This window comes from Paraburkholderia nemoris (genome assembly GCF_905221015.1).
Classification (GTDB): domain Bacteria; phylum Pseudomonadota; class Gammaproteobacteria; order Burkholderiales; family Burkholderiaceae; genus Paraburkholderia; species Paraburkholderia nemoris.
This window is the reverse complement of sequence record NZ_CAJNBO010000019.1, coordinates 14,705-40,164: the sequence shown is the minus strand read 5'-3', so window position 1 is coordinate 40,164 and position 25,460 is coordinate 14,705. Positions and strand designations below refer to the sequence as shown.

The 25,460-nt window shown below is 62.0% G+C and carries 22 protein-coding genes and 1 pseudogene; 10 read left to right on the top strand and 13 right to left on the bottom strand.

Annotated features, from left to right (window positions below; all coding sequences use genetic code 11):
- Positions 1-97: 97 nt before the first annotated feature.
- Together hemA and KHO33_RS26830 are read right to left on the bottom strand one after the other, a co-directional pair.
- Positions 98-1,384, bottom strand: a complete 1,287-nt coding sequence (gene hemA, locus KHO33_RS26835; RefSeq protein ID WP_200566054.1) for a glutamyl-tRNA reductase — start codon at positions 1,382-1,384, stop codon at positions 98-100.
- A 62-nt stretch (positions 1,385-1,446) separates the two neighbouring features.
- A complete protein-coding gene (locus KHO33_RS26830) occupies positions 1,447-2,157 on the bottom strand; it encodes a response regulator transcription factor (protein WP_200566055.1) in 711 nt (236 codons plus the stop codon).
- A gap of 203 nt (positions 2,158-2,360) precedes the next feature.
- Here KHO33_RS26830 and KHO33_RS26825 point away from each other — a divergent pair.
- The 3 genes and pseudogenes from KHO33_RS26825 (at position 2,361) to KHO33_RS26815 (ending at position 5,093) form a co-directional block, all read left to right on the top strand.
- Positions 2,361-2,602: pseudogene (locus KHO33_RS26825) on the top strand (hypothetical protein).
- A 19-nt stretch (positions 2,603-2,621) separates the two neighbouring features.
- Positions 2,622-4,436 (top strand): aminopeptidase P family protein, encoded by a 1,815-nt coding sequence (locus KHO33_RS26820; protein ID WP_200566056.1) that lies wholly within the window; start codon positions 2,622-2,624, stop codon positions 4,434-4,436.
- Positions 4,437-4,469: 33 nt separating this feature from the next.
- Positions 4,470-5,093 (top strand): HAD family hydrolase, encoded by a 624-nt coding sequence (locus KHO33_RS26815; RefSeq protein WP_200566057.1) that lies wholly within the window; start codon positions 4,470-4,472, stop codon positions 5,091-5,093.
- Positions 5,094-5,184: 91 nt separating this feature from the next.
- Here the strand turns inward: KHO33_RS26815 and KHO33_RS26810 are convergent, their stop codons facing one another.
- The 7 genes from KHO33_RS26810 to ugpB form a co-directional block, all read right to left on the bottom strand.
- Entirely contained in the window at positions 5,185-6,318 is a 1,134-nt protein-coding gene (locus KHO33_RS26810) for a DUF748 domain-containing protein (RefSeq protein WP_200566058.1), read from the bottom strand.
- A 343-nt stretch (positions 6,319-6,661) separates the two neighbouring features.
- Complete coding sequence (gene ettA, locus KHO33_RS26805) at positions 6,662-8,326, bottom strand: energy-dependent translational throttle protein EttA (RefSeq protein WP_093643520.1); 1,665 nt, start codon at positions 8,324-8,326, stop codon at positions 6,662-6,664.
- 235 nt (positions 8,327-8,561) lie between these two features.
- Positions 8,562-8,861 (bottom strand): DUF3761 domain-containing protein, encoded by a 300-nt coding sequence (locus KHO33_RS26800; RefSeq protein ID WP_200566059.1) that lies wholly within the window; start codon positions 8,859-8,861, stop codon positions 8,562-8,564.
- Between the two features lie 53 nt (positions 8,862-8,914).
- The gene (locus KHO33_RS26795; protein ID WP_054036668.1) at positions 8,915-10,003 is read right to left on the bottom strand and encodes a sn-glycerol-3-phosphate import ATP-binding protein UgpC; all 1,089 of its coding nucleotides are present in this window, start codon (positions 10,001-10,003) and stop codon (positions 8,915-8,917) included.
- A gap of 97 nt (positions 10,004-10,100) precedes the next feature.
- Complete coding sequence (gene ugpE, locus KHO33_RS26790; protein WP_200566060.1) at positions 10,101-10,946, bottom strand: sn-glycerol-3-phosphate ABC transporter permease UgpE; 846 nt, start codon at positions 10,944-10,946, stop codon at positions 10,101-10,103.
- Positions 10,943-11,827 (bottom strand): sn-glycerol-3-phosphate ABC transporter permease UgpA, encoded by an 885-nt coding sequence (ugpA, locus tag KHO33_RS26785; RefSeq protein ID WP_054036671.1) that lies wholly within the window; start codon positions 11,825-11,827, stop codon positions 10,943-10,945. The genes ugpE and ugpA overlap by 4 nt, the downstream gene beginning before the upstream one ends.
- Before the next feature lie 70 nt (positions 11,828-11,897).
- Positions 11,898-13,223 carry a sn-glycerol-3-phosphate ABC transporter substrate-binding protein UgpB gene (gene ugpB / locus KHO33_RS26780; RefSeq protein ID WP_200566061.1) on the bottom strand — a complete coding sequence of 442 codons (1,326 nt, stop codon included), beginning with the start codon at positions 13,221-13,223 and terminating at the stop codon, positions 11,898-11,900.
- Between the two features lie 375 nt (positions 13,224-13,598).
- On the opposite strand from ugpB, the gene KHO33_RS26775 reads away from it, so the two are divergent.
- The gene (locus tag KHO33_RS26775; protein ID WP_200566062.1) at positions 13,599-14,576 is read left to right on the top strand and encodes a glycerophosphodiester phosphodiesterase family protein; all 978 of its coding nucleotides are present in this window, start codon (positions 13,599-13,601) and stop codon (positions 14,574-14,576) included.
- Positions 14,577-14,673: 97 nt separating this feature from the next.
- Here KHO33_RS26775 and KHO33_RS26770 read toward each other — a convergent pair whose 3' ends face one another.
- Positions 14,674-16,437 carry a hypothetical protein gene (locus KHO33_RS26770; RefSeq protein ID WP_200566063.1) on the bottom strand — a complete coding sequence of 588 codons (1,764 nt, stop codon included), beginning with the start codon at positions 16,435-16,437 and terminating at the stop codon, positions 14,674-14,676.
- Between the two features lie 310 nt (positions 16,438-16,747).
- Between KHO33_RS26770 and KHO33_RS26765 the strand changes: the two genes are divergently transcribed.
- Both KHO33_RS26765 and KHO33_RS26760 read left to right on the top strand, forming a co-directional pair.
- Entirely contained in the window at positions 16,748-16,999 is a 252-nt protein-coding gene (locus tag KHO33_RS26765; protein ID WP_054036675.1) for a type II toxin-antitoxin system Phd/YefM family antitoxin, read from the top strand.
- On the top strand, positions 16,999-17,316 hold the full coding sequence (locus tag KHO33_RS26760; RefSeq protein ID WP_200566064.1) for a type II toxin-antitoxin system RelE family toxin: 318 nt from the start codon (positions 16,999-17,001) through the stop codon (positions 17,314-17,316). Before KHO33_RS26765 ends, KHO33_RS26760 begins: the two co-directional genes overlap by 1 nt.
- Before the next feature lie 387 nt (positions 17,317-17,703).
- On the opposite strand, the gene ychF is transcribed toward KHO33_RS26760, so the two are convergent.
- Positions 17,704-18,798: a redox-regulated ATPase YchF gene (ychF, locus tag KHO33_RS26755; protein WP_054036679.1), complete on the bottom strand. Its 1,095-nt coding sequence runs from the start codon at positions 18,796-18,798 to the stop codon at positions 17,704-17,706.
- 262 nt (positions 18,799-19,060) lie between these two features.
- Here ychF and KHO33_RS26750 point away from each other — a divergent pair, with 262 nt between their 5' ends.
- From KHO33_RS26750 to KHO33_RS26735, 4 genes are all read left to right on the top strand, one after another.
- Positions 19,061-20,233 carry a UbiH/UbiF family hydroxylase gene (locus tag KHO33_RS26750; RefSeq protein WP_054036682.1) on the top strand — a complete coding sequence of 391 codons (1,173 nt, stop codon included), beginning with the start codon at positions 19,061-19,063 and terminating at the stop codon, positions 20,231-20,233.
- 124 nt (positions 20,234-20,357) lie between these two features.
- On the top strand, positions 20,358-21,083 hold the full coding sequence (locus tag KHO33_RS26745) for a DsbC family protein (RefSeq protein ID WP_054036683.1): 726 nt from the start codon (positions 20,358-20,360) through the stop codon (positions 21,081-21,083).
- A gap of 96 nt (positions 21,084-21,179) precedes the next feature.
- The gene (locus KHO33_RS26740) at positions 21,180-22,970 is read left to right on the top strand and encodes a M61 family metallopeptidase (RefSeq protein WP_054036685.1); all 1,791 of its coding nucleotides are present in this window, start codon (positions 21,180-21,182) and stop codon (positions 22,968-22,970) included.
- Positions 22,971-23,124: 154 nt separating this feature from the next.
- Positions 23,125-23,721, top strand: coding sequence for an FMN-dependent NADH-azoreductase (locus tag KHO33_RS26735; protein ID WP_054036687.1), 597 nt, complete (start codon positions 23,125-23,127; stop codon positions 23,719-23,721).
- A 137-nt stretch (positions 23,722-23,858) separates the two neighbouring features.
- On the opposite strand, the gene KHO33_RS26730 is transcribed toward KHO33_RS26735, so the two are convergent.
- The gene (locus tag KHO33_RS26730) at positions 23,859-24,695 is read right to left on the bottom strand and encodes a uracil-DNA glycosylase (RefSeq protein WP_200566065.1); all 837 of its coding nucleotides are present in this window, start codon (positions 24,693-24,695) and stop codon (positions 23,859-23,861) included.
- A gap of 116 nt (positions 24,696-24,811) precedes the next feature.
- Positions 24,812-25,438 carry a CYTH domain-containing protein gene (locus KHO33_RS26725; protein ID WP_200566066.1) on the bottom strand — a complete coding sequence of 209 codons (627 nt, stop codon included), beginning with the start codon at positions 25,436-25,438 and terminating at the stop codon, positions 24,812-24,814.
- Positions 25,439-25,460 lie beyond the last annotated feature (22 nt).

The following is a 25,460-nucleotide window of genomic DNA, read 5'->3' as shown; positions in this document are numbered from 1 at the left end:
GCAAAGACGACGACTAGGGAAGTGGGCAGATGCCCTGGTCAGAAGCGTGTCGCGGGCCACTCAGTGTGGCGCGGACGGTGCGGCGGTGGCTGCGCCGCTAACGCTCCGTAGAACCGGAGTGTTTGTAGAAACCGCTCATCAATTCGATAAGCGTGTCACGGTTCTCGCTGCTCGCGCGATTGAGCGCGTGCGTGGGGCCGTGGATCAGTTTGTTGGTGAGCGATTGCGACAACGCTTCGAGCACCGCTGCCGGGTCCTCGCCGCGTGCGAGCATTTTCTGCGCGCGTTCGACTTCGGCGCGACGCAGAACGTCGGCCTGTGTATGCATGTGGCGGATCACCGGCACGATGCTGCGTGCGTCGAGCCATTGCATGAAGTTCTGCACGCGCGTTTCGATGATCGCCTCGGCCTGCGCGACCGCGGCTTGCCGCGAGGCATTGCCTTCGCGCACGATCGCGCCGAGATCGTCGACGGTGTACAGGAAAACGTCTTCGAGCTTGCCGACTTCGGGTTCGATATCGCGCGGCACGGCCAGATCGACCATGAAAATCGGCCGGTGACGGCGTGCTTTCACGGCTCGCTCGACGGCGCCCAGCCCGATGATCGGCAAGGTGGACGCGGTGCACGACACGATGATGTCGAACTCATGCATGCGGGCGGGCAGTTCCGAGAGCGGAATGGCCCGGCCGTTGAAGCGCTCAGCGAGTCGGGTGCCGCGCTCGGCCGTGCGATTAGCGACCACGAGTTCGCGTGGCTGCTGCGCCGCGAAGTGCGTAGCGCACAACTCGATCATTTCACCCGCGCCGATGAACAACACGCGCTGGTTTGAAATCTTGTCGAAAATCCGCTGTGCGAGCCGCACGGCGGCTGCCGCCATGGAAACCGACTGCGCGCCGATTTCGGTCGTGCTGCGCACTTCTTTCGCGACGGCGAAGGTGCGCTGGAACAACTGGTTCAGATAGGTGCCGAGCGCGCCGGCCTCGGACGCCGTGCGCACCGCGTCCTTCATTTGTCCGACGATTTGCGTCTCGCCCAGCACCATCGAATCGAGCCCTGAGGCGACGCGGAACGCGTGGCGCACGGCTTCCGACTGCGGTAGCGCGTAGACGTGTGGTGCGAGTTCGTCGACGGGAAGGTTGTGGTACTTCGAGAACCACTGGATCGCGGCTTCACGCGCGGCCTGGTCGTCGGTCGCGCAGTAGAGTTCGGTGCGGTTACAGGTGGACAGAATCGCTGCTTCCGGCGCCGTGCGGGCGGTGCGGCCGAGCCAGACGCTCTTGAAGGTGTCCAATGCAGGCTTGATCTGTTCGAGCGGAAACGCCACGCGTTCGCGCAAGGCGACAGGCGCAGTGTGGTGATTGATTCCGATCGTTAGAAGCTGCATATGGGGAGCTATGGTTTAGCTCAATATTATAGCGTTTCCACGATTCTTACATTGTGGATGCGTCACCCGGCCCCCACAATGGCGTCCGGCGCAATGGCATCGAGTTGGTAGCCATAGCCGTAAAGCGGTGTCAGGCAGTAGCCGTGCTCGGGCCGCAACTGCAGCTTGGTCCGCACGCGCGATGCATGGGTGTCGACGGTGCGCGACTGTACGTCGCGGCGGCGAGTCCAGACCGTTTCGAGAATATGCGCGCGCGACACCGGCCGTGACAGATTGGAAAAGAGCAGCAGCGCAAAGCGGAATTCCTTCGGCGTCAGGGCGACCGTCTGGTTGCGGAAGGTGACGGCGAACTGAGCCGCATCGAACGCATAGCCGCCGATCGTGTCGCGCCGCCGGTTGGACGGCCGCCGCAGGCCCGCGCGCCGCAGCAGCGCGTCCACCCGGGCCAGCATTTCCGGGCCGCGGACCGGTTTGGTCAGGCAGTCGTCGGCGCCGGCATGCAGTGCGGCGACAATCTGGCTCTCGCGTGGCTCCGACAGCAGCACGATCACCGGCAAGTTCGGCAGGATCGCGCGGGCGCGTGGAATCAGGTCTTCGGCGCAATGGTCGCCGGCCCAGTTTTCGGTGATGAGAAGATCGAAGAATTCGTCGGCGGCGCGATGCAGAAACGGTGCGCTCGCTGTGAAGTGCTGGCACGCATGGCCGCCGGCAAAGATCAGCCGGCCGACCAGGGTGGCGTGCCGTAAGTCCGGCTCGATAAGGGCAATTCGCATGGCGCGCTTTCAGCTTGGCAATTACCCGGACTAGGTTTCTCCGTAAGGCTTACAGCTTGCCTAACATCACCCCGACCCCTAAACTCAACCGCTATGCGGAAAGCGCCGTGCTGAACCTCTATAGTTAATGAGACAAAAATGCTATCTGTGTTGGCTCCTTGCGCCCATGAGACGAATCTGAAACTGCGCGAGACCTGCCGCTAATGGGGTGGCCCGGAATCCTGGTGCTGGGTGCGGTGATCGGTCTCGCAGGCTGGTGGTTGCATCCGCTGCGCCGTTCGAGCCGTGCCGCCTGGTGGGTGGCGCTACTGGTCGGCGTGCTGGGCGCATGGCCGGCAACGTGGTGGGTCTTTTTCATGATGGCGATACGCTCGAATGGCCAGTATGTACCGCCATCGCGCTGGTCGCCGTTGCCGTGACGGTCGGCTTGCTTTCCCGTCGATGAATACTTGCAGGTGACTCTGATGAATGCCCGACTCCCCGAAACTTCCTCCATCCCCGAACGGCTCGCGACATTGCGCAATGCGATGGCGCACGAAGGTGTAGCCGCCTATCTTGTGCCGTCCTCAGATCCGCATCTTTCCGAATATCTACCTGGGCGCTGGCAAGGCCGGCAGTGGTTGTCGGGCTTCACCGGCTCGGCCGGCACGCTCGTCGTGACCGCCGATTTCGCCGGCGTGTGGACCGACAGCCGCTATTGGGAACAAGCCAACGCGCAATTGGCCGGCACCGGCGTTCAGTTGATGAAAATGACCGGCGGCCAGCAGACCGCGCCGCATTTTGAATGGCTTGCGCAGAACGTCGCGACCGGCGATACGGTCGGTGTGGACGGTGCCGTGCTGGGTGTGTCGGCGGCGCGCGCTTTGAGCCAGGCGCTTTCCGCGCACGGCGTGAAGGTGCGCACGGACGTCGATCTGTTCGACGCGATCTGGCCGCAGCGCCCGTCGCTGCCTGTCGCCGCCGTGTTCGAACATGCCGCGCCGCACGCGAGCGTCGCCCGCTCGGAAAAGCTCGCGCAGATTCGCCGTGCGATGGCGGAGAAGGGCGCGCAGTGGCACTTCATTTCCACGCTCGACGACCTCGCATGGCTTTTGAATCTGCGCGGCGCCGACGTCAGCTATAACCCGGTGTTCGTGGCGCACGCGCTGATCGGTCCGGAAAGCGCGTCGCTCTTCGTTGCCGACGGCAAGGTGCCGCAAGCATTGGCCGATGCGCTCGCACGCGACGGCATCAGCGTCGAGCCCTACGCGAAGGCGGCAGAAGCGCTGGCCGCGCTGCCGGCCGGCAGCACGCTGCTGATCGACCCACGCCGCATTACCTATGGCTCGCTGCAGTCGGTGCCGTCCACGGTGAACGTCGTCGAGGCGGTCAATCCGTCCACGTTCTTCAAGTCGCGCAAGACCGAGGCAGAAGCGGAGCATGTGCGCGAGACGATGGAACAGGACGGCGCGGCGCTCGCTGAATTCTTCGCGTGGTTCGAAGGCGCGCTGGGTCGCGAAACGATCACCGAACTGACGATCGACGAGCGCCTGACTGCAGCACGCGCGCGCCGTCCGGGTTTCGTGTCGTTGAGCTTTGCGACGATCGCCGGCTTCAACGCGAACGGCGCGATGCCGCACTACCGCGCAACCGATGAAGCGCATTCGGTGATCGAGGGCAATGGCCTGTTGTTGATCGATTCGGGCGCGCAGTATCTGAGCGGCACGACCGACATCACCCGCGTCGTGCCGGTCGGCACCATCAGCGAGGCGCAGCGGCGCGATTTCACGATCGTGCTGAAGGGCACCATGGCGCTATCGCGCGCGAAATTCCCGCGCGGCATCCGTTCGCCGATGCTCGACGCGATCGCCCGCGCACCGATCTGGGAAGCCGGTGCCGATTACGGTCATGGCACCGGTCACGGTGTGGGCTATTTCCTGAACGTGCACGAAGGCCCGCAGGTGATCTCGCACTACGCGCCGGCCGAGCCGTGGACCGCGATGGAAGAGGGCATGATCACGTCGGTCGAGCCGGGTATCTACCGGCCGGGCAAGTGGGGCGTGCGGATCGAGAACCTGGTGCTGAACGTGCCGGCGGAGAAAACCGAGTTCGGCGATTTCCTCAAGTTCGAGACGCTGACCCTGTGCCCGATCGATACACGCTGCCTCGACCTGTCGCTGTTGCGTGACGACGAGCGCGCGTGGCTCAACGCGTATCACGAGATGGTGCGCACGCGCCTGTCGCCGCATGTGTCGGGCGAGGCCAAGGCTTGGCTCGAGTTGCGCACGCAAGCTATCTGATCTTATCGCCACGACCTTACTGACGGAGCGTGCATGGCCATCAAGGCAGTCGTGTTCGATTTCGGCGGCGTGCTGATCGACTGGAGCCCCGAGTATCTGTATCGCCAGTTGATTCCTGACGAAACGGAGCGCCGCTGGTTTCTGACGCACGTTTGTTCGATGGATTGGGTGATCCGTCAGGACGGTGGTCAGCCGATCGCTGAGGGGACAAACGAGCTGATCGCGAAGTTTCCCGATCACGCCCCACTGATCTGCGCGTTTTACGAGCGCTGGCACGAGATGGTGCCCGGCGTGCTGGAAGAGGGCGTGGCGCTCATGGAAAAGCTCGAAGGGGCCAATGTGCCGCTCTTCGGGCTGACGAACTGGTCGGCGGAGACGTTTCCGTATGCGTGGGAACATTTCCCCGTGCTGCGGCGCTTCCGCGACATCGTCGTGTCGGGCAGGGTGAAGCTAGTGAAGCCCGATCCGGCGATCTTCGCGGAAATGCGTCAACGGATCGAGGCGCAACTGCCGGGCATCCAGCCGGGCGAACTCGTCTTCATTGATGACAATCTGAAAAACGCCGAGGCCGCGACGGCACTCGGCTGGCATGGTGTGCACCACACGAGCGCCGCAAAAACGGAAGCAGGACTGCGCGAATTGGGTTTGCCGGTCTAGGCGCGAGGTGCCTAGACCGGGGATGCCGGTTAAAGCGGCGACGTGGCGCGTCTTCGCATTGATGGCGCCGCCTGCGTCGGCCCAAGCCCGCCTACTGACCGAGCAGATTTTTCAACGCGTTACCTAGTCCTTTCACGGTCTCCCCGGCACCCTTCGCCACGCCTTCGACGCTCACGCCCATCGCCTTCGCAAAACCGGTGCCAAGGCGGGTCATCAGACTTTCCTGCACCGAAAACTTCGGATCGCGCAAATTCCCATCCAGTACAAAATGTACCGTGATGTCGCCGTTGTGCGTCTTGAGCGCGGCGATGGCGGCTTTAGTCGGAATCGACATGAAGGTGTCGAGCGGGTTGTCGTTGTCGGCGAGTTGCAGATGGTGGATCGTCACCGTGCCGGGTGCATGCAGCTGATAGTTACGCACCGTCGAGTCGACCGTCAGGTCGACCGTGCCACCCGTCACTTGCGCCTTCGCGCCGGTTTTTTTCAGCAGGTACGGATCGAGCATCACGACATCGACGCCGCGCAATGTGCTGGTGGTCTGCGAATCCTTGCTGGCGATCTTGATCCACCCGCCGAACGAAACGGTGCCCGTATGCGTCGGGCCCTTGATCGAGCCAGTGACGCTGACGTTGGTCGGTTCGGTGAGCGCGGGCAGATGCAGGTGATCGACAGTCGCGTTTGCGTTGCTGACCGTGACTTTGAATGCCGGCGGGCCGACCGTCATGTCGTAGAAATGGAAGTTGCCTTGCTCGAAGCTAACGTGATCGACCAGCTTTTCGCGGGAACTGGGTGTTGCGGCGCCGCTGGCTTCGTCGTCTGAGCCGTTGATCGGGCCGTCAATCGATTGCCGCAGATTCGGCATCAGGCGGATCGCACCGTCCTTGCTTCGCAGCACGGCGATGTCGAAGCCGCGCACCACCACGCTGCGAATATGCATGCGCCGCGCGAGCAGATCGCGGATATCGGGCGTGATGGTGATTTCGTCGGCACGTAGCGGATCGCCGGCGGGCCAGTTCGGCGGCGCCTTGAGCAGAACGTTGGTGAGATGGACTGAAGTGAGGCCGACGCGGATGCTTTCGGCGCTGCCTAATGGCCCGAGCGCCGCAATGATGCGCTCCTTGACTTCGCGTTGCGCGAACTGCAGCGCACCGACCGCGACGACGATCAGCACAAGCAGCACGCCACCTGCGGCGATCGCCCAGCGCTTGCCCTTCGACATCGCCATGCTTGCCTCCTCGTCGCCGCGCTGGGCGCGGTGTGGGTGTGATCTGCCGGTGTGCGCGCCCGTTGGACGCTCAATTATTTGATACGGCGGAGTTCCTGCATGCCGCCGGGACGACGTGTATTACGCCGTGGCACGCAAAGCGTGTGCCCTACCGCCTGTCCGGCAAACGCGCGGCAAACGCACGGCAATTTTGGCCTGCAACGGTGAACAGAATGACCGGACAATCGGCCGGCAAAATGCGCCGACCAGGCAGTCAGCCAAGCGGTCCACGAAGCGCCAGCAAAAAACCGACCCGCAAGACAGCCCGCTTTTCAACCAACGAGCGGGCCGCCAGGCCAGCGATTTATCGCGCGATCGGCTTGTAACGCAGACGCTTCGGACGTGCAGCTTCTTCCCCGAGGCGGGCGCGCTTATCCGCTTCGTATTCCTGGTAGTTGCCGTCGAAGAACGTGATTTGCGAATCGCCTTCGAACGCCAGGATGTGTGTCGCGATCCGGTCGAGGAACCAGCGATCGTGCGAGATCACCATGACGGAGCCGGCGAATTCGAGGAGTGCGTCTTCCAGCGCGCGCAGCGTTTCGACGTCCAGGTCGTTCGACGGTTCGTCCAGCAGCAGCACATTGCCGCCTGCGATCAGCGTCTTCGCCAGATGCAGCCGGCCGCGCTCACCGCCCGACAGATTGCCAACGGTCTTCTGCTGATCGCCGCCCTTGAAGTTGAAGCGGCCGATGTACGCACGAGAAGGCGTTTCGTACTTGCCGACCGTCAGCACGTCCGCACCGCCGGAGATTTCTTCGAACACGGTCTTCGAGCCGTCGAGCGCGTCGCGGCTTTGATCCACGTACGCGAGCTTGACTGTCGGGCCTTGCACGATCTCGCCCGAATCCGGTTGTTCACGGCCGGTGAGCATGCGGAACAGCGTCGACTTACCGGCGCCGTTCGGCCCGATGATGCCGACGATCGCGCCCGCGGGAATCTTGAAGCTGACGTCGTCGAGCAGCAGACGATCGCCGTACGACTTGCTGACGTTCTTGAACTCGATAACTTCATTACCCAGACGGTCGCCGACCGGGATGAAGATTTCCGAGGTCTCGTTGCGCTTCTGGTAGTCCTGGCTGTTCAGTTCCTCGAAGCGGGCGATACGCGCCTTCGACTTCGCCTGACGGCCCTTCGGGTTCTGGCGCACCCACTCCAGCTCCTTCTTGATCGCCTTCTGACGCGCCGATTCCGACGACTCTTCCTGCTTCAGGCGCTCTTCCTTCTGGTCGAGCCAACTGCTGTAGTTGCCCTTCCAGGGGATGCCGTGGCCGCGGTCGAGTTCGAGAATCCACTCGGCGGCGTTATCGAGGAAGTAGCGATCGTGGGTGACGGCGACGACCGTGCCCGGGAAGCGCGTGAGGAACTGTTCGAGCCAGTCGACCGATTCCGCGTCCAGGTGGTTGGTCGGTTCGTCGAGCAGCAGCATGTCCGGCTTTTCGAGCAGCAGTTTGCAGAGTGCGACGCGGCGTTTTTCGCCGCCAGACAGATGCTCGATCTTCGCGTCCCACGCCGGCAGACGCAGCGCGTCGGCGGCAATTTCGATCTGCTGTTCGGCGCTGCCGTCGGTGGTGGCCAGAATCGCTTCGTACTTGGCTTGCTCCGCCGCGAGCGCGTCGAAGTCGGCGTCCGGTTCCGCGTAGGCGGCGTAGATTTCATCGAGCTTCTTTTGCGCGCCGAAAACGTCGCCGAGACCTTCCTCGACCGCTTCACGCACCGTCTTGTTCGGATCGAGTTGCGGTTCCTGCGGCAGGTAGCCGATGTTCAGGTTCGGCATCGGCGTGGCTTCGCCCTCGATGTCCTTGTCCACACCGGCCATGATGCGGATCAGCGTCGACTTGCCCGAGCCGTTCAGGCCGAGCAGGCCGATCTTCGCGCCGGGGAAGAACGACAGCGAGATGTCTTTCAGGATTTGACGCTTGGGCGGCACGATTTTGCCGACCCGGTTCATGGTGAAGACGTATTGGGCCATTTGCTTGCAATAGACGTTGACGACGCCGGCCGCGTGGGGGCGGGCGGTCGTGGGTGGATGGGTAATCGGTGTGTTGGCCGGGCAGTGCGCCCGGCGCCGGCCGGCGCGGCGTCGAGCTCGGCGTCGAACTTCGCGACGCCCCGCGCGCGGGCGGGTTGTGCAGATGGCATTGTACTTCGGGGCGGGGGCGGGGCGGCAACGCGAATGGAAACGGGGCAGCTTGCCGCCCGCCCCATTACAACCAATCCGCTACGCCGCCGTGCCGTGAACAGGTGCCGCTGCGATGCCGGCTGAAACTGTAGGTGCCGTCGCGGCAGCGTGCGGTCGCGCCTTCTGGCGCCTTGCCCGAAAGGGAGCGCGCTGGCGCATGCACCGTGTTGCCGTCGCGACTGGTATAGGTGTTGTGATTGCTGAGGTTCGCTTCGTCGGGCGACGTTCCGGGCGCGACGTACGCGAACGCCGAGGTCGCGGCGAACAGCAGCGCAGCGGTGAGCGCTGCTGTTCGCCGCAAGCAGTGGAAGGCAATGCCTTGCATGGTCCTGAAGTCTTTATTGTTTTGGGTACGTCGGGTTTGGCTGAAGCGGGACGTCAGTTCGCGCGACGTCCACTTGCCGGATCGAAGAAATGCAGATGCTGCGCGGGCAGCGAGACCTGCAGCGCTTCGCCAGCCGGGGGGCGGTGCGTGTGCGGCAGCCGCACGGTCACGTCGTGCTTGCCCCAGCGGCCGTGCGCGAGATTGTCCGCGCCGAGCAGTTCGCAGGAATCGACGGTCAACGTGGCGTTGGATGCGTCTGCTTGACCCGGCGTCATGTGCTCGGGGCGAATGCCGAGCGTCCACTCGCGGCCCTTGGCAACTTCCCGGCCGATCGACGCCACGCCTGTAAGCGGCAGCTTCGGACCGTTACCGGCCACTTCGAACGTCAAGCCGTCATCCGATACCCGGCCTTCCAGCAGATTCATCCCCGGCGATCCGATGAAGCTCGCGACGAACACCGTCGCCGGCCGCTCGTAGACCTCGGTCGGCGCGCCGATCTGTTCCGCGTGGCCCTTGTTCATCACGATCACGCGTTGCGCGAGCGTCATTGCTTCGATCTGATCGTGGGTGACGTACAGGCTGGTCGTGGCAAGCCGTGCATGCAGGCGCTGGATTTCGAGGCGCATCTGCACGCGCAGGCGTGCATCGAGATTGGATAGCGGCTCATCGAACAGAAACACCGCCGGCTCGCGCACGATCGCGCGGCCCATGGCGACGCGTTGTCGCTGCCCGCCGGACAACTCGCGCGGCTTGCGTGCGAGCAGCGGCCCAAGCTCGAGAATCTGCGCCGCAGCGTCCACGCGCTTCGCAATCTGCGCACGGTCGACGCCCGCGATCTTCAGCGCGTAGCCCATGTTCTCGGCGACGCTCATATGCGGATACAGTGCGTAGTTCTGGAACACCATCGCGATGTTGCGATCCTTCGGCTCCAGGCGATTGACCACTTTGCCGGAGATCGAGACGGTGCCGTCGGAAATGCCTTCGAGCCCGGCCACCATCCGCAGCAAGGTCGATTTGCCGCAACCGGACGGGCCGACCATCACGACGAACTCGCCGTCCGCGACGTCCACGTCGATGCCGTGCAACACGAACTGTTTGCCGTCGTAGGTCTTTTTAACGCCTTGCAGAGTCAGTGCAGCCATGCTGTTTTAGCCTTTTCGTTGCTTGCCGCGCATGCCACGCTTTGCGCGATGTTCTTTTTTCCATGTCCAACGCCGAAGCTCGCCCACGCTGCGCGAGTTACTTCTCCGAGTCCACCAGTCCGCGTACGAACCAGCGCTGCATCGTCAGCACGACGGCGAGCGGCGGCAGCATCGCAAGCAGCGTCGCGGCCATCACGAGGTGCCATTCGGTTGCGGTGTCGCCGGACGCGATCATGCTTTTGATGCCGACCACGGCCGTGGTCAGCGATTGCTGGCTCGTAATCAGGATCGGCCACAGATACTGATTCCAGCCGTAAATGAACGTGATAACAAAGAGCGCCGCCATGTTCGTTTTCGACAGTGGCAGCACCACGTCCCAGAAGAAACGCATCGCGCCCGCGCCGTCGATACGCGCCGCTTCCATCAGCTCATCGGGCAGCGTCATGAAGAACTGCCTGAACAGGAACGTGGCAGTGGCCGACGCGATCAGCGGCAAGGTCAAACCGCTGTACGTATTGCTCATATGCAGCGACGACACAACCTGCACGGTCGGAAAGATCCGCACTTCGACCGGCAGCATCAGCGTGATGAAGATCAGCCAGAACGACAGATTGCGAAACGGAAAGCGGAAAAACACGATCGCGTACGCGGAGATCATCGAGATGGCGATCTTGCCGATCGATATCACCAGCGCCATCACGAGGCTGTTGAACAGCATGCGGCCGAACGGCGCCGCCGCATTGCCGCTGCCATGCGACCAGACCGTCGCAATGTTCTCGAACAGATGCGTGCTCGGCACCAGCGACAGCGGCACGCTGAATATCTCATGCTCGCTCATCGTCGCTGCGCAAAACGCGACGTACACCGGAAACACCACCAGCACGACGCCGAGAATCAGCACCGCATGGCAGAAGAGGTCGAAACCGCGGCGGTTCTCGATCATGAGTATTGAACCCTGCGTTCGATGAAGCGGAATTGCACGACCGTCAACGCAACGACGATCACCATCAGGATGACGGACTGCGCGCCCGAACTGCCGATGTCCAGCCCCTGAAAGCCTTCGGCGAAAATCTTGTAGATCAGCGTGCGGGTGGACTGGGCCGGGCCGCCGCCGGTGGCGGCGTCGATCACCGGGAAGGTGTCGAAGAACGCGTAGGTGATATTGATCACCAGCAGGAAGAAGCTGGTCGGCGAAAGCAGCGGCAGGGCGATGCCGAAGAAGCGCCGCACCGGCCCGGCGCCGTCGATGGCCGCTGCTTCGATCAACGAGCGCGGAATCGCTTGCAAGCCGGCATAGAAGAACAAAAAGTTATAACTGACCTGTTTCCACACCGAAGCCAACACCACCAGAAACATCGCCTGGCCCGCATTCAATGCGTGATTCCACACGATGCCGTACTTGGCGAGCGCGTAAGTGACGAGGCCGATGCTCGGATTGAACAGGAACGACCACAGCACCGCGGCGATCGCGGGCGCGACCGCATACGGCCAGATCAGCAGGGTTTGATAAGCCTTGGCGCCGCGTGTCACGCGATCCGCGCAGACTGCCAGCAGAAGCGAAATCACCAATCCGAACACGGTGACGAGCGCACAGAAAATCAGCGTGGTATTGAACGACGACAGGTAAAGCGGATCGGCGAACAACTGCTTGAAATTGGCAAGCCCGACAAACTCGCTCGACGTGCCGAACGCGTCCTGACTCTGCGTGGATTGCCATAGCGCTTCGCCTGCCGGCCAGAGAAAGAACAGCAGCGTGATCAGGAGTTGCGGCGCGACGAGCAGGTAGGGCAGCACGCTGGTGCCGAAGCTGGAGCGCTTTTCCATCGAAGTTTCCTAGGTTTTGCTGCAACAACAGGTTTCGGTGCGGGCGCACCGAAACCTTGCCGGCGGCTGCTTAGTTACCGGCTTTCTCGAAGCGGCGCAGCAACTCGTCGCCACGCGACACCGACGAATCGAGTGCCTGTTGCGGCGTCTTCTTGTCCGCCCATACCTGTTCGAGTTCTTCGTCGATCACGGTGCGGATCTGCGGCATGTTGCCCAGACGCAAGCCCTTCGTGTACGGCAGGGGCGGCTTATTAAGCATCTGCTTGATCGCGGTATCGCTGCCCGGATTTTTCTCGTAGAAGCCTTGCTGCTGGGTCAACTGATACGCGGCGGTCGTGATCGGCAGATAACCGGTGTCCTGGTGCCACTTCGCGGCAACCGGTGCCGACGACAGATAAGACATGAACTTCGCCACGCCCTTGTACACCGCCGGATCTTTACCCGACAGCACCCACAGGCTCGCCCCGCCGATGATCGCGTTCTGCGGCGCGCCCTTCACGTTGGCGTCGTACGGCATCATGCCGGTGCCAAAATTAAACTTCGCGTACTTCTTGATCGTGGCAAGCGAGCCCGACGAGTTCGTGATGATCCCGCAGTCACCGCTATAGAACTTCGATATCGGTTCGTCCTTGCGGCCGACGTACGTGAAGGTGCCTTCCTTCTGCATGTTCTGCAGGAACTGGATGTGCGCGACTTGCAGCGGCTTGTTGAATTCCAACTGCGCGTCGGCGCCGTCGAACCCGTTGTTCTTCGACGCGAACGGCGCGCCATGCCAGGCGCTATAGTTTTCGAGCTGAATCCAGCTCTGCCAGCCCGACGAATAGCCGCACGCCATGCCCGATGCCTTCAGCTTCTGCGCGTCCACCTGCAATTCGGCCCAGGTTTTCGGCGGCTGATTCGGATCGAGCCCGGCTTTCTTGAACGCGTCCTTGTTGTAGTACAGCACTGGCGTCGAGCTGTTGAACGGCATCGAGATCAGTTCGCCGGTCTTGGAGTCGCTGTAATAGCTGGCGATGGTCGGCACGAAGGCCTTTTCATCGAGCGGTACGCCGGCTTGCTTGAACACTTCCGAGACCGGGATCACGGCTTTCTTCGCCTGCATCATTGTCGCGGTGCCGACTTCGTAGACCTGCAGAATGGCCGGCGCGTTGCCGCTGCGATAAGCCGCGATGCCGGCGGCGAGCGTCTGGTCGTAGCTGCCCTTGAACACCGGTACGATCTTGTAGTCGCTTTGCGACGCGTTGAACGCGTTGGCGATGTCGTTCAGACGCTCGCCGAGGGCGGCTTCCATGGCGTGCCAGAACTGGATTTCAGTGGCGGCTTGGGCTGCCTGGCTAATGCCGAGGCTCAACACGGCGGCAACGGAAAGTGAACGGAATAACGGCTTGCAACGCATCGATTTGATCTCCTTTGTCGACCGGAGTTAGCGCTTTAGTGCTTACTCCGGTCCCATGCAATTGATTGCTGACGGAACGGGCGCGGATGGGAATCGCGCGATTCTATTTGTGTTCGATGACAGTCCGGCGTCAGTCGCCTGGCGGAAGCCCGCTTTCGAGAGGCGTCGACTGCCGCAATTTAACATCGGCTGTCACGGAACGGAAACAATGCGCGTCTGAATGCGCTGGTTTGCGCGAGGTCAAGGCAAAACGTCGACCGGCGAACATCGCTGCGAGCGCGCGGTCAAGTTGGACATCGAGAGGGGAAGACGGGTGCCGACGCGATGTTTGAATTGGGCACGCACTAACGTGACGTTCGTTAATCAGGATCCCATATGCTTCGGTCAATGCGATTTGCGCTGTGTGGTGCGGTGATGGGCCTTGTGCTGGCCGGTTGCCCCTTGACGCGCGTGGCGGCGGACAGCGGCGCGCTGCCGGTTACCACGTTGCCGAAGATCGTTGCCCATCGCGGCGGCACGGGCGATGCGCCCGAGAACACGCTCGAAGCGATTCGCCAGTCGATCGCGCATCATGCCGACGCCATGTGGCTCTCCGTCCAGTTGAGCAAGGACGGGGTGCCTGTGCTGTACCGTCCAGCCGACCTGTCGGCGCTGACTGATGCGAAAGGCCCGGTTTCCGGGTACACCGCGGCGCAGCTCGCGGCCGTGAACGCCGGCTGGACTTTCCGTCGCGGCGACGCGTATCCGTATCGCGCCCAGCCGGTGGGCATTCCGACTCTGCGTGACGCGTTGCGTGCAATCCCACCGACCATGCCGGTCGTGCTGGATATGAAGGCAATGCCTGCACAGCCGCAAACCCAGGCGGTGGCCCAGGTGCTGAGCGAGGAGAATGCATGGTCGCGCGTCACGATCTATTCAACCGATGCGCAGTACCAGCAGAGCTTCGGCATTTATACGCAAGCACGGCTTTATGAATCGCGCGACGCAACCCGCCAACGTTTGTTGAGCGTGCTGCTCAACCGGGGATGTGTGGATGCCCCCGCGCAACACACTTCGACAGCGTTCGAGATGCGCCGTACCCTGACGGTGGTTGAGCAGTTCACGTTGGGCGAGGGCCGTTCGGAAGTGATCGCGACCCTGTGGACGCCCGCAACGGTAGCCTGCTTCAGACGGAACCCAGACGTGCGGATTCTTGCGATCGGGGTGAATAACGCGGCCGACTATCAGGCGGCGGCGTGTATGGGGATCGACGCGGTGCTGGCGGATTCACCTTCACAGATGGCCGCGATCAAGTTCGGGACGGTCATGCCGTTGCGGTGCCCAACGCAAAACATAACCGCGGTCCCGCAGTAAAACCAACCTCCGCGGCGAACGCAATGCCGTCCGCTTTGGCGAGCGGCGTTGAGGGTTAGGACTCTCGGCTTCTTTGAGGTTGCGACTATCTTGGCCTTTAAGCGGGCATGCCAAAACCTAAGGTATGAATTAAGGCCCTGAACTTTCCTTCGTTTTCAAGCCGCACTATTAGCTGGCGATTGCCCACAAGCTGGCACAAACCGGCTAATTCCTTATGTCTGGCGATCAAGGTTGCGATTTCCGCATTTTGGCAATCGATCAACAGCCTTGTACCCGAAATTTTCAGCGCCCTACCTTGTTGCTGGATGATTTTCATGAAGGACTCGACCGTCTCGGGCAGGGGTTGGTCCTCCCGGCTCTTAAGGAATACCCGAAGGTCGTCAATATCGTGTCCTCTTTCAACCGCTTCAACGGCCTTTTGACGGTCCAGCCGCCAACTTTTGTCCGTCGCTTCTACGGCCCAAGTGCCGAGCGTCAGAAGTTCTTCCGCCGACAGGTTTCCGCCAACGACATTGATCTGCAGACTGGGCAACACCGAAAGCTTGGCATTGGGTTGGATTGGCGCTGCCGTGTAGTCATCATTCAGTCCGAGGCAATAAGCACCAAGCGGTGTTACACGGAAGTAGATGAGGCCGTCGTAACGACTGAGGAATGCCAGATCATCCGTTCCCCATATGCGGCAAAAGTCAGCGCGCGCCCCAGTCGCCTCGATGTAGGCGACGTCAACGATGCCCAGCGCGGCGGCATACTCAAACAGGAAACAGAGCAAATAGCGCAATTGCAATATGTTCCAGCCGTTGTGGCCTAGGGCGCCGTATTGCGGATCGATGACATAGAGCTTCCATGGATCGTGGGTCACGTCAAACGTGCGACCTGTTGCTTGCATGAATCGGGAAATGTCATCGACATTGATCCACGCTCCGATCGGACAGAGTCGCAGCATTTCGGTGATAGCCGTGCGACGGGGCGCCAGGGGAGTCATCACGCGACCTTTCGATTTCTGCCCCTTGATGACATCGACGCGGCTGAACTCGTCAAACAGACTGGATTTAAGCCACTTGTTCCAGATCGCACTCAATACGCTGGCTGGGGATGAGGCCAGCGCTTTCCGCCCCGCTGCGCTCAACGCCAGTTTGCTGCCGTTCCGTTGCACCAGCCCGGCAGCCTGAAGCAGCAGCGGCCACGAGAACGCCTTGATTGGGCCGCTCTCCTGATCCCATTGATCTTGCGGGGGCTTATGGGCGTAGAAGTCGCCACCGGCGAGGCTCTCTGTCAACAGGCGCAGCGTTGCTGCGCCGGGTAAAGATGTCTTTTCGCTGACCTGGATTTTGCCCTGATCCATCAGACGTAGCAGAACCGACAGATCCACCATGGCATCGCGCTCGGTATGTCGCACCGTCAGCCGATTTTCGTCGATCGACTCCGGAAGTGTTTCGCTAGTGCTCAGCTGGACGGACTCGGGTTCGGGCACGAAGGCTTTTAGTCGCTCGCGCATATCAACCGGCAGGCTGTAATACCCATCCTGGTCGTACAAAAAGAGGCCCAGCGCCGTCGGCGGTCCATAGTACGAATAGCGGCCATTTTCCTTCACAGTGAATTCAGGCAAGCACCCATGTTTCGCATGGAACCGGTTTTTATCAAACAAACCGTCTGGCGCGTATGCGGTCTCCGCCACCGCCGTACGTTGGGTCTCGTCGAGGCGATCCCAGAGGGCGCGCAGCCCGTTGCCCATAAGACTTTGCATAATTTTCCCGACCAGTTGCTCTTTCGTGCCCGTGTGGGCAGCATCAGGAAACCAGCGCATCATCGATTTCAACCGGTTCTTGGTGAGCCGGAAGAGCATTTCGTTTAGCGTGTTCATGGGCGAAATTGGATGCGTTGCTCAGAAAGATGACCCGAATTATCTTCGAAATTGTCGGCGTGCCCTCAGGATTAGCGCATACGTCTCGACCGTCGCGCCAGGCGATTACGCAGCACTGGCCGGCCCCGAGTGTCGGGTTCTTCTGTACCCGGGTTTTTGTCTCGTCCGTCGAACGAAGATGCCTTTTTCGCGCCTGGCTACTTGTTGGATATCGATCGATCCGTTCGGATGGGATTGGCTTGCGTTGCCCGAGCACATTGGACAAACAGGGTGTAAAATAGGTCTAAATTTTGACCTATTTGGTGTTGCCATGGAAAACATCCACAGCGTGCTAACCGTCAGCATCTCGGAATTTAAACAGAATCCGGGCAAAGTGGTTGAAGAGGCGCATGGCCAGCCTGTGGCCGTGCTCAATCACAATCGTCCGGCCTTCTACACGGTATCGCCTGAGCTGATGGCCCAGATGGCCGAGTTATACGACGAGCGTCAGCTGGCGACGCTTGTGCAGTCTCGCCTCAAATCGGTGAGGCGCGCGGTCAAGGTCAACCTCGACGACCTCTGATGGCGCACGAACTCCGATTCGTGCCTGAGGCGCTTGAAGACTGGGCGGACCTTGACGGCTCGGTCAAAGCGCTCTTCAAGAATGCGCTGAAGAAACGCCTGTTAACGCCTAGGTTGCCGGGCGCCGAACTCCGGTCGCCACTCGTCGACTGCTACAAAATCAAGTTGCGGGGAATCGGTTACAGGCTGGTCTATCTGGTCCGCGATAATGAGAATCCGCCGGATATCGTCGTGCTGGCGGTCGGCCGCCGTGATGGCGGCATCTACGAGGCCGCAGCGGCTTCGTGGGCGGAAGCGCGAGCCCATGAACGCGATTGACCAGGCAAGGTAGTCATGCTGGACACCGCACGCAGAAGGGCCAGCATCGGCGCCGAGGCAATCTGACTAGCGCTTGAAGTAGCGGGACGTTCTTGTCGGCCGCTGCAATGGCTATTCGGCGCTAGTTTTCTGCCGCCCCTAACGAACGGGAGCGCGTCTGGCAACGCTGCCTTGCCACCCGGAGGCACCTTGGCTCTCGCACCTGGCCTTGACATTTCGCCCTCGGCGGAAAACCGGACAAGAAGAAGCCCCTGTAGTCTTTGACTAACAGGGGCTATTCCGCCGCACTACGGGGTGGGTTTCAACAGCTTAAGCGACCGGCTTGGTTGGAGAGGTGGGCCTTTTTTTGGTTTCTTGGGTGAGGGTTAGGCCTGATAGCGCTTCCGCTCAAACGTTGAACAGGAAGTTCATCACGTCGCCGTCGTGGACGACGTATTCCTTGCCTTCCGCGCGCATCTTGCCGGCTTCCTTCGCACCTTGTTCACCCTTGTAGGTGATGTAGTCGTTGAAGGCGATCGTCTGCGCGCGAATGAAGCCGCGCTCGAAGTCGGTGTGGATCGCGCCCGCTGCCTGAGGTGCGGTATCGCCGATATGGATCGTCCACGCGCGCACTTCCTTCACGCCGGCCGTGAAGTAGGTCTGCAGGCCCAGCAACTTGAAAGCCGCACGAATCACGCGATTCAGGCCCGGCTCGTCCATGCCCATGTCCTGGAGAAACACTTCCATGTCCGCTTCTTCGAGGTCGGCGATTTCCGCTTCGATCGCTGCGCACACGGCGACGACCGGCGCGCCTTCGGCTGCCGCGAACTTCGTGACTGCGTCGAGGTGCGGATTGTTCTCGAAACCGTCGTCCTTCACGTTGGCGACGTACATGGTCGGCTTGGCGGTGATCAGGCAGAACGGCTTGAGCGTGGCCTTTTCTTCATCCGACAGGTCGAGCGCGCGGACCGGCTTGGCCTGGTCGAGCTGAGCGCGTACCTTTTCCAGCACCGCGGCGTTCTTGATGGCTTCCTTGTCGTTGCCCGACTTGGCAGCCTTTGAATAGCGCGACAGCGCTTTTTCGACGGTCGCGAGGTCAGCCAGCGCCAACTCGGTGTTGATCACTTCGATATCCGACAGCGGATCGACCTTGTTCGCGACGTGAATCACGTTTTCGTCTTCGAAGCAGCGCACCACGTGCGTGATCGCGTCGGTTTCGCGGATGTTCGCGAGGAACTGGTTGCCCAGACCTTCGCCCTTGCTCGCACCGGCCACGAGACCGGCGATGTCGACGAATTCCACCACGGCCGGCAGGATGCGCTCCGGCTTGACGATTTCGGCGAGCGCCTTCAGACGCGCGTCCGGTACTTCGACGATGCCGACGTTCGGCTCGATCGTGCAGAACGGATAGTTTTCGGCGGCAATGCCCGCCTTGGTCAGCGCGTTGAACAGGGTGGACTTGCCGACGTTAGGCAGGCCGACGATGCCGCATTTGAGGCTCATGGAAATCCTTCAGTGAATCAGTAAGTTGCGTGATGCGCTCGACGCTGTGTGCAGGATTCGGAAAGCCTTCGCGTTTGGCGGGGCGAAGCGAGTGCAGCGGAGCGGGACAAGACACCAGATCGGGGCGTTGCCTCGACGATTCTGGGCGAGTTTTGTCACGGAAAGCGCAATTGTAACCCGTTCGGATGGGGTTCTTGATCTGCCTGCGGTAAAGCGGGGCGCTCGATCCGTCCCCCGCAACCCCCGCGGCTATAATGCGCGGATGAACGCACACCACCAGACCTTTGATGCCGCCGTGATCGGTGGCGGGCTCGTCGGCAAGACCGCGGCGCTGGCGCTGACGCAAGGCGGACTGCGCGTGGCGCTGCTCGCGCAACCCTGCGCGGCGCTGGCGGCCGGCGCCACTTTCGACTCGCGGGTCTACGCGCTGTCGTCGAGTTCGCAGGCTCTGCTGGAGCGGTTGCGGGTCTGGCAGGCGCTCGATCTGTCAAAGCTCGGGCCTGTCTACGACATGCGCGTCTATGGTGATGCGCATGCCGAACTCCACTTTTCCGCTTTTCAGGCGTCCGTGCCGCAATTGGCGTGGATCGTCGAATCGTTGGTGATCGAGCGCGCGCTGGATGCCGCGCTGCGATTCCAGCCCAATCTCACCTGGATCGACACGCGTGCACAGGCGCTGGACTTTACCGCGGATGGCGCAAGCGTCGGTCTTGCCAACGGCAACGTGCTCGAGGCCGATCTCGTGGTCGGCGCTGACGGGGCGCATTCGTGGGTACGCGCGCAGATCGGCTCGAAAATGGATCGGCGCGACTATAAGCAAACCGGCGTGGTCGCGAACTTCAAGGCGGAAAAGCCGCACAGCGAAACCGCTTATCAATGGTTCAGGGACGGCGAAATCATCGCGCTACTGCCGATGCCGGACGGCCACGTGTCGCTGGTCTGGTCGGCGCGCACCGAGCATGCCGAGCAACTGCTCGCGCTCGATCCGGCGCAACTCGCGGCTGAAGTCGAACGCGTGACGGGCGAGCAGTTCGGCGCGCTGGAATGCGTGACGCCCGCGCAAGGCTTCCCGCTCGCGCTGCAAACCGTCGATAAGCTCGTGGCGCCGCACGTCGCGTTGGTTGGCGACGCCGCGCATCTGATTCACCCGTTGGCGGGCCAGGGCATGAACCTCGGTTTACGCGATGTCGCGGCGCTTGCCGAAACGGTCGCCGGCAAGGAAGCGTTCCGCGATCTCGGCGACATGGTGCTGCTGCGCCGCTACGAACGCGCCCGTCGCGAAGACATCCGCGCGCTGATGATCGCCACCGACGGCCTGCAAAAACTCTTCTCGGCGCCCGGCCCTTTTGCCAAGGTGCTGCGCAATACCGGCATGGCGTTTGTCGGCGCGCAGCCGTTTATCAAGCGCTGGCTGGTGTCGGCCGCGCTCGGGTAATGCGTCCGAGCCGGCATACCCGGCCGGCGAGACGGGTATTATGAACGGATGGACATCATTCTGGTCAGACCAGAAACGTCCCAAAAAACGCGCCTCGAGCGCGATTGAACTCCAGGAATTCAGCATGAAAAAATCCTTCCGCATCGCGGCCGCCGTGCTCGCGATCGCTGCCGTGGCAATCGGCTGCTCCGCACAGGCCGATCAAGCTACCGACAAGCTCAAAGCCACCCTGCAAACGCGTCTGACGGACGTGACGATCAAGAGCGTGACGAAGTCGCCGATTGCCGGCATCTACGAAGTGAATCTCGGCACGCAGATCATCTATAGCGATGCGAACGGCGATTACCTCATGCTCGGCGACCTGGTCGACGCGAAGACCCGCAAGAATTTGACGGAAGCGCGTCTGGCTGAGACCAACCGGATCGACTTCGCGAGCCTGCCGTTCGCGAACGCGGTGAAGGTCGTAAAGGGCAACGGCGCGCGCAAGATCGCCGTGTTCTCCGATCCGAACTGCCCGTACTGCAAGCAGCTCGAGACCTCGCTCAAGTCGATCGATAACGTCACGGTCTATACCTTCCTGTACCCGGTGCTGTCGCCGGATTCGACTGCCAAGTCGAAGTCGATCTGGTGCTCGACCGACCGCGCGAAGGCATGGGAATCGTGGATGCAGGATCATCAGGCGCCTACGGCAGCCGGCACCTGCGACACCGCTGCGATCGACAAGAACCTGGCGCTCGGCCGCGCGATGAACGTCGACGGCACGCCGACCGTGTTCCTCGCCGACGGCCGCCGCCTGCCCGGCGCCGTGCCGGCCGACCGGCTGGACAAGGAAATGTCCGCCGTGCGCTGAGCACGCAGCACCAGTCGAAGAAAGGAGGCGCGCAGTGCGCCTCCTTTCACATCAAGCCCGAATCTCCCCCCGCCAAAACACTTCTAGTCGCCGCCGATGAAGCCGATCCGCTACACCATCGTTCCGAAGCAACCCGCCGCCCACCTGTTCGAAGTCACTGTGACCGTCGCCGATCCCGATCCGGCCGGCCAGCGTTTCATGCTGCCGGTGTGGATTCCGGGCAGCTATATGGTGCGCGAGTTCGCGCGCAACATCGTCACGTTGCGGGCCACCAATGAAGCGGGCCGCAAGGTGCGCGTCGAAAAGACCGACAAGCACACGTGGCAGGCAGCGCCGGTCAAAGGCGCGCTGACGCTGCGCTACGAGGTATATGCGTGGGATCTGTCGGTGCGCGCCGCGCATCTTGACGACACGACGGGCTTTTTTAACGGCACCAGCGTATTTCTGTCGCCGCTCGGTCACGAGGAGGCGCAGTGCGTGGTCGATATCCAGAAGCCGGAAGGCGCGGCGTATCGCGACTGGCGTGTCGCCACCGCGTTGCCGGAAGCGCGCGGCACGAAGCGCTATGGCTTCGGCGAATATCGCGCGCAGAACTACGACGAGTTGATCGATCATCCGGTGACGTTGGGCGAATTCGCACTTGCGACCTTCAAGGCGCACGGCGTGCCGCACGACATCGTGATCGCGGGTCGCGTGATCGGGCTCGATATGGCCCGTCTGTCCGCCGATCTGAAGCGTATCTGCGAAACACAGATCGCGCTGTTCGAGCCGAAGTCGAAGAAAGCGCCGATGGATCGCTACGTGTTCATGACGCAGGCCGTCACCGATGGCTACGGCGGACTGGAGCATCGCGCCTCGACTGCGCTGATCTGCAACCGCGGCGATCTGCCGGTGGAAGGCCGCGACGCGCCCACCGAGGGCTATCGAACCTACCTCGGTCTGTGCAGCCACGAATACTTCCACACCTGGAACGTGAAGCGTATCAAGCCGGCCGTGTTCGCGCCGTACGACCTGAGCGTCGAAAACTACACGTCGCTGCTGTGGCTGTTCGAAGGCTTCACCTCTTACTACGACGATCTGATCCTCGTGCGCAGCGGCCTGATCTCGCAAGACGACTATTTCGGCCTGCTCGGCAAAGTAGTTGGTGGCGTGCAGCGTGGCAGCGGCCGTCTGAAGCAGACGGTGGCTGAAAGCTCGTTCGACGCCTGGGTCAAATACTATCGTCAGGATGAAAACGCGCCGAATGCGATCGTCAGTTATTACACCAAGGGCTCGCTCGTCGCGCTGGCATTCGATCTGACGATTCGTGCGCAGACTGACAACCGCAAATCGCTCGACGACGTGATGCGCCTGCTGTGGCAGCGCTTCGGGCGCGACTTCTACCGCGGCAAGCCTGTCGGCGTCGAAGAAAGCGAGGTCGAGGCGATTTTTGCCGAAGCGACCGGCGTGCAGCTGGGCGAGTTGTTCGCCGAAGCCGTCCACGGTACACGCGATCTGCCCCTCGACACGCTGCTCGCGCCTTTTGGCGTCACGCTCGCACCCGAGCTCGAGAAGAATGGCAAGCCGTCGCTCGGCGCGCGCGTGCGCGGCGGCACGGATTGCACGCTGGCGGCCGTTCATGACGGCAGCGCGGCGCAGAAGGCCGGCCTCTCGGCGGGCGATGTGCTGATCGCGCTCGACGGTCTGCGTGTCACCGGCTCGAATCTTGATTCGCTGCTATCGCGCTATCTGCCGGGCGCGAAGGTCGAAGTCCACGCTTTCCGCCGCGACGAGCTGCGCACGGCGCAACTCAAGCTGGACGGGCCTGACGTGGCGCGCTACAAGCTGACCGTCACCGACAAACGGCCCGTCACACGCAAGGCGCGGGAGCGTTGGCTGGCAAGCTGATCGTAATCCGGGCTGCCCTTAATCGGCGGTTCAGGGCGGGGGATTGTTCTACCAGTGCAACAATCCTTCGCTGCCGGATGGCTTTTTCCCAGGCGGGTAAAAAATCACAATGCCTCCACTCGCGCAAAACTGCGCGCCCCTACTGGAGTCAACCATGACCACGATCCTGCAAATCAACTCGGCAGCCCGCTCGCAAGGCGCGAACTCGACGCTTCTCGTCAACGAGCTGACCGCAAAGCTGCAACAATCGAATTCGGGCGCGCAAGTCGTCGTCCGTAACCTGCAAGCTGAACCGCTGCCGCACCTGGACGACGCCGTCCTCGGCGCGTTCTTCACGCCGGCTGACCAGCGCACGCCGGAACAAGCCGCGATCGCTGCACGCAGCGAAGCGCTGATCGCCGAACTGCAAGCCGCCGACATCATCGTGATCGGCGCACCGATGTACAACTTCGGCATCTCGTCGCAACTGAAGACGTACTTCGACTTCATCGCACGCGCCGGCATCACGTTCCAATACACGGCGAACGGTCCGGAAGGTCTCGTGAAGGGTAAGAAGGTCCACGTGGTTTCGGCACGCGGCGGCAAGTATCTGGGCACGCCGAACGACAGCCAAACGCCGTACCTGAAGAGCTTCCTCGGCTTCCTCGGCATGACCGATGTGAACTTCATCTACGCCGAAGGCCTGAACATGGGCCCGGACGCTGCTACCGCCGCATTGGCTGGCGCGCGTGAAGCGATCGCTGCTGCGTAAGGTTTGAGGTTTCCCGCGCGGCGTGATCGCGGCGCGGTGGAATGAAAAAACGCCACGGGGTGTGAATTCCGTGGCGTTTTTGTTTTTGCGGTAGTGGTCTTTGGTGGCCGGTGTTGGAGTGCTTCGCGCGACGGGCGTTAGGCCAGCATCTGCGCTTCGTCGGGCAAGCGCCAGTCGATTGGTTCGCGGCCGTGCTTCACGAGATAGTCGTTGGCCGACGCAAAATGCCCGCAGCCGAGAAAGCCGCGATGCGCAGATAGCGGCGAGGGATGCGGCGCTTCCAGCACGTAATGCGACTTGCCGCCAAGCAACGCGCGTTTGGCTTGCGCATGCGCGCCCCACAGCATGAACACGAGGCCGTCATGGCGCATGGCCAGTTCGTGGATCAGCGTGTCGGTGCATTTTTCCCAGCCGCGTTTTGCGTGACTCGCGGCCGAATCGCGCTCGACAGTCAGCACCGTGTTCAGCAGCAGCACGCCCTGTTTGGCCCATGTGTCGAGGCAGCCATGACGCGGCGGCTCGTGGCCGAGGCTCGCGGCGATTTCCTTGAAGATATTGCGCAGCGACGGCGGCGTGCGTACGTTCGGCGCGACTGAAAACGCCAGTCCGTGAGCTTGTGGCGTGCCGCGATCTTCGCCGTGATATGGGTCTTGGCCGAGGATCACGACTTTGACTTCGTCGGGGCTGGTGAGGCGCAGGGCGCGGAAGACGTCGGCGGGATAGACGGTTTTGCCGGCCGCGCGTTCACCGTCGACGAAACGGCACAAGGGCGCGTAGGCGTTGCTTTCGATGAACGGTTTGAGGTGGGCGCGCCAGGCCGGGGGCAGGGCGGCGAATTGGGCTTCGAGCGTTGGCGGCGAGCCAGCGGCTGTTGATGTCTGCGGCTGTGCAGTTGCGTCGACCGGTGTGGCCGAGGCCTCGTCGAATAACGAAGCTTGCGACGATTTGGTGCGGGTGCGGGAGGCTGAGGTCATGGCGGGGAAGTGTCGCAGCAAACGCGGGCTAGCTCAAGGTGTGAGTGCCGCTCGGGCTCTGTGTACCTCTGCTGGCGCGCGTGGGCGGCAGGGTAGCGGTGCTGAGGCGGGGGGGCTTAGCGCGCCCGCAATTGATAGCCGCGCTGAGCTTTGCTGATGTCGTCCGGAGCCAGTCCCTCTACCTGCTTGCCGAGTTCTTTCGCCAGCGCGTGGAGCGCCGCTTCGTCGCCGGACTTCAGTTCCAGTTCGACTTCCGAGATTGGCGCGCGGCGGATCTCACCGTTCACTTCGGCAAGCACATTGCCCTGGTCGATCGCGGCTTCGACTTTCGAGCCGTCCAGCGAGACATTCCACAGCGTGCGCGTGAAATTCGTGCGGAACAGTTCGATCAGTTCAGGCGCGGCCTGACGCAAAGCCTCAGCGGCAGCGGGTTCATCGCATGCGTGCAGCAAGGCGTCGATTTCGAGTTTCTCACCCGCCACCGGCATTTCCCACTCGTGCCGGCTATGCAGCCCGTCCTTCGCGTTGCCCACGGTCTTGAACGTTTGCAGCCAGCCGTCCGGCGTATGCCGTAGACGCAGCGCGCTTTTCGACGCAGCCAGCGCAAGCTTCGGTGTATCGAAGTAGATATTCGCCAACTCGATCGGGCGACCTTCATCGCCAGTGCGCGCGACGAACCACTGCGTCGCTGCTTTCACCTGGCTCACCGGCAGTGCCAGTTTGATTTCACGTTCCATGCCCATCGTGTGCTCCGCAGCGTCCGCT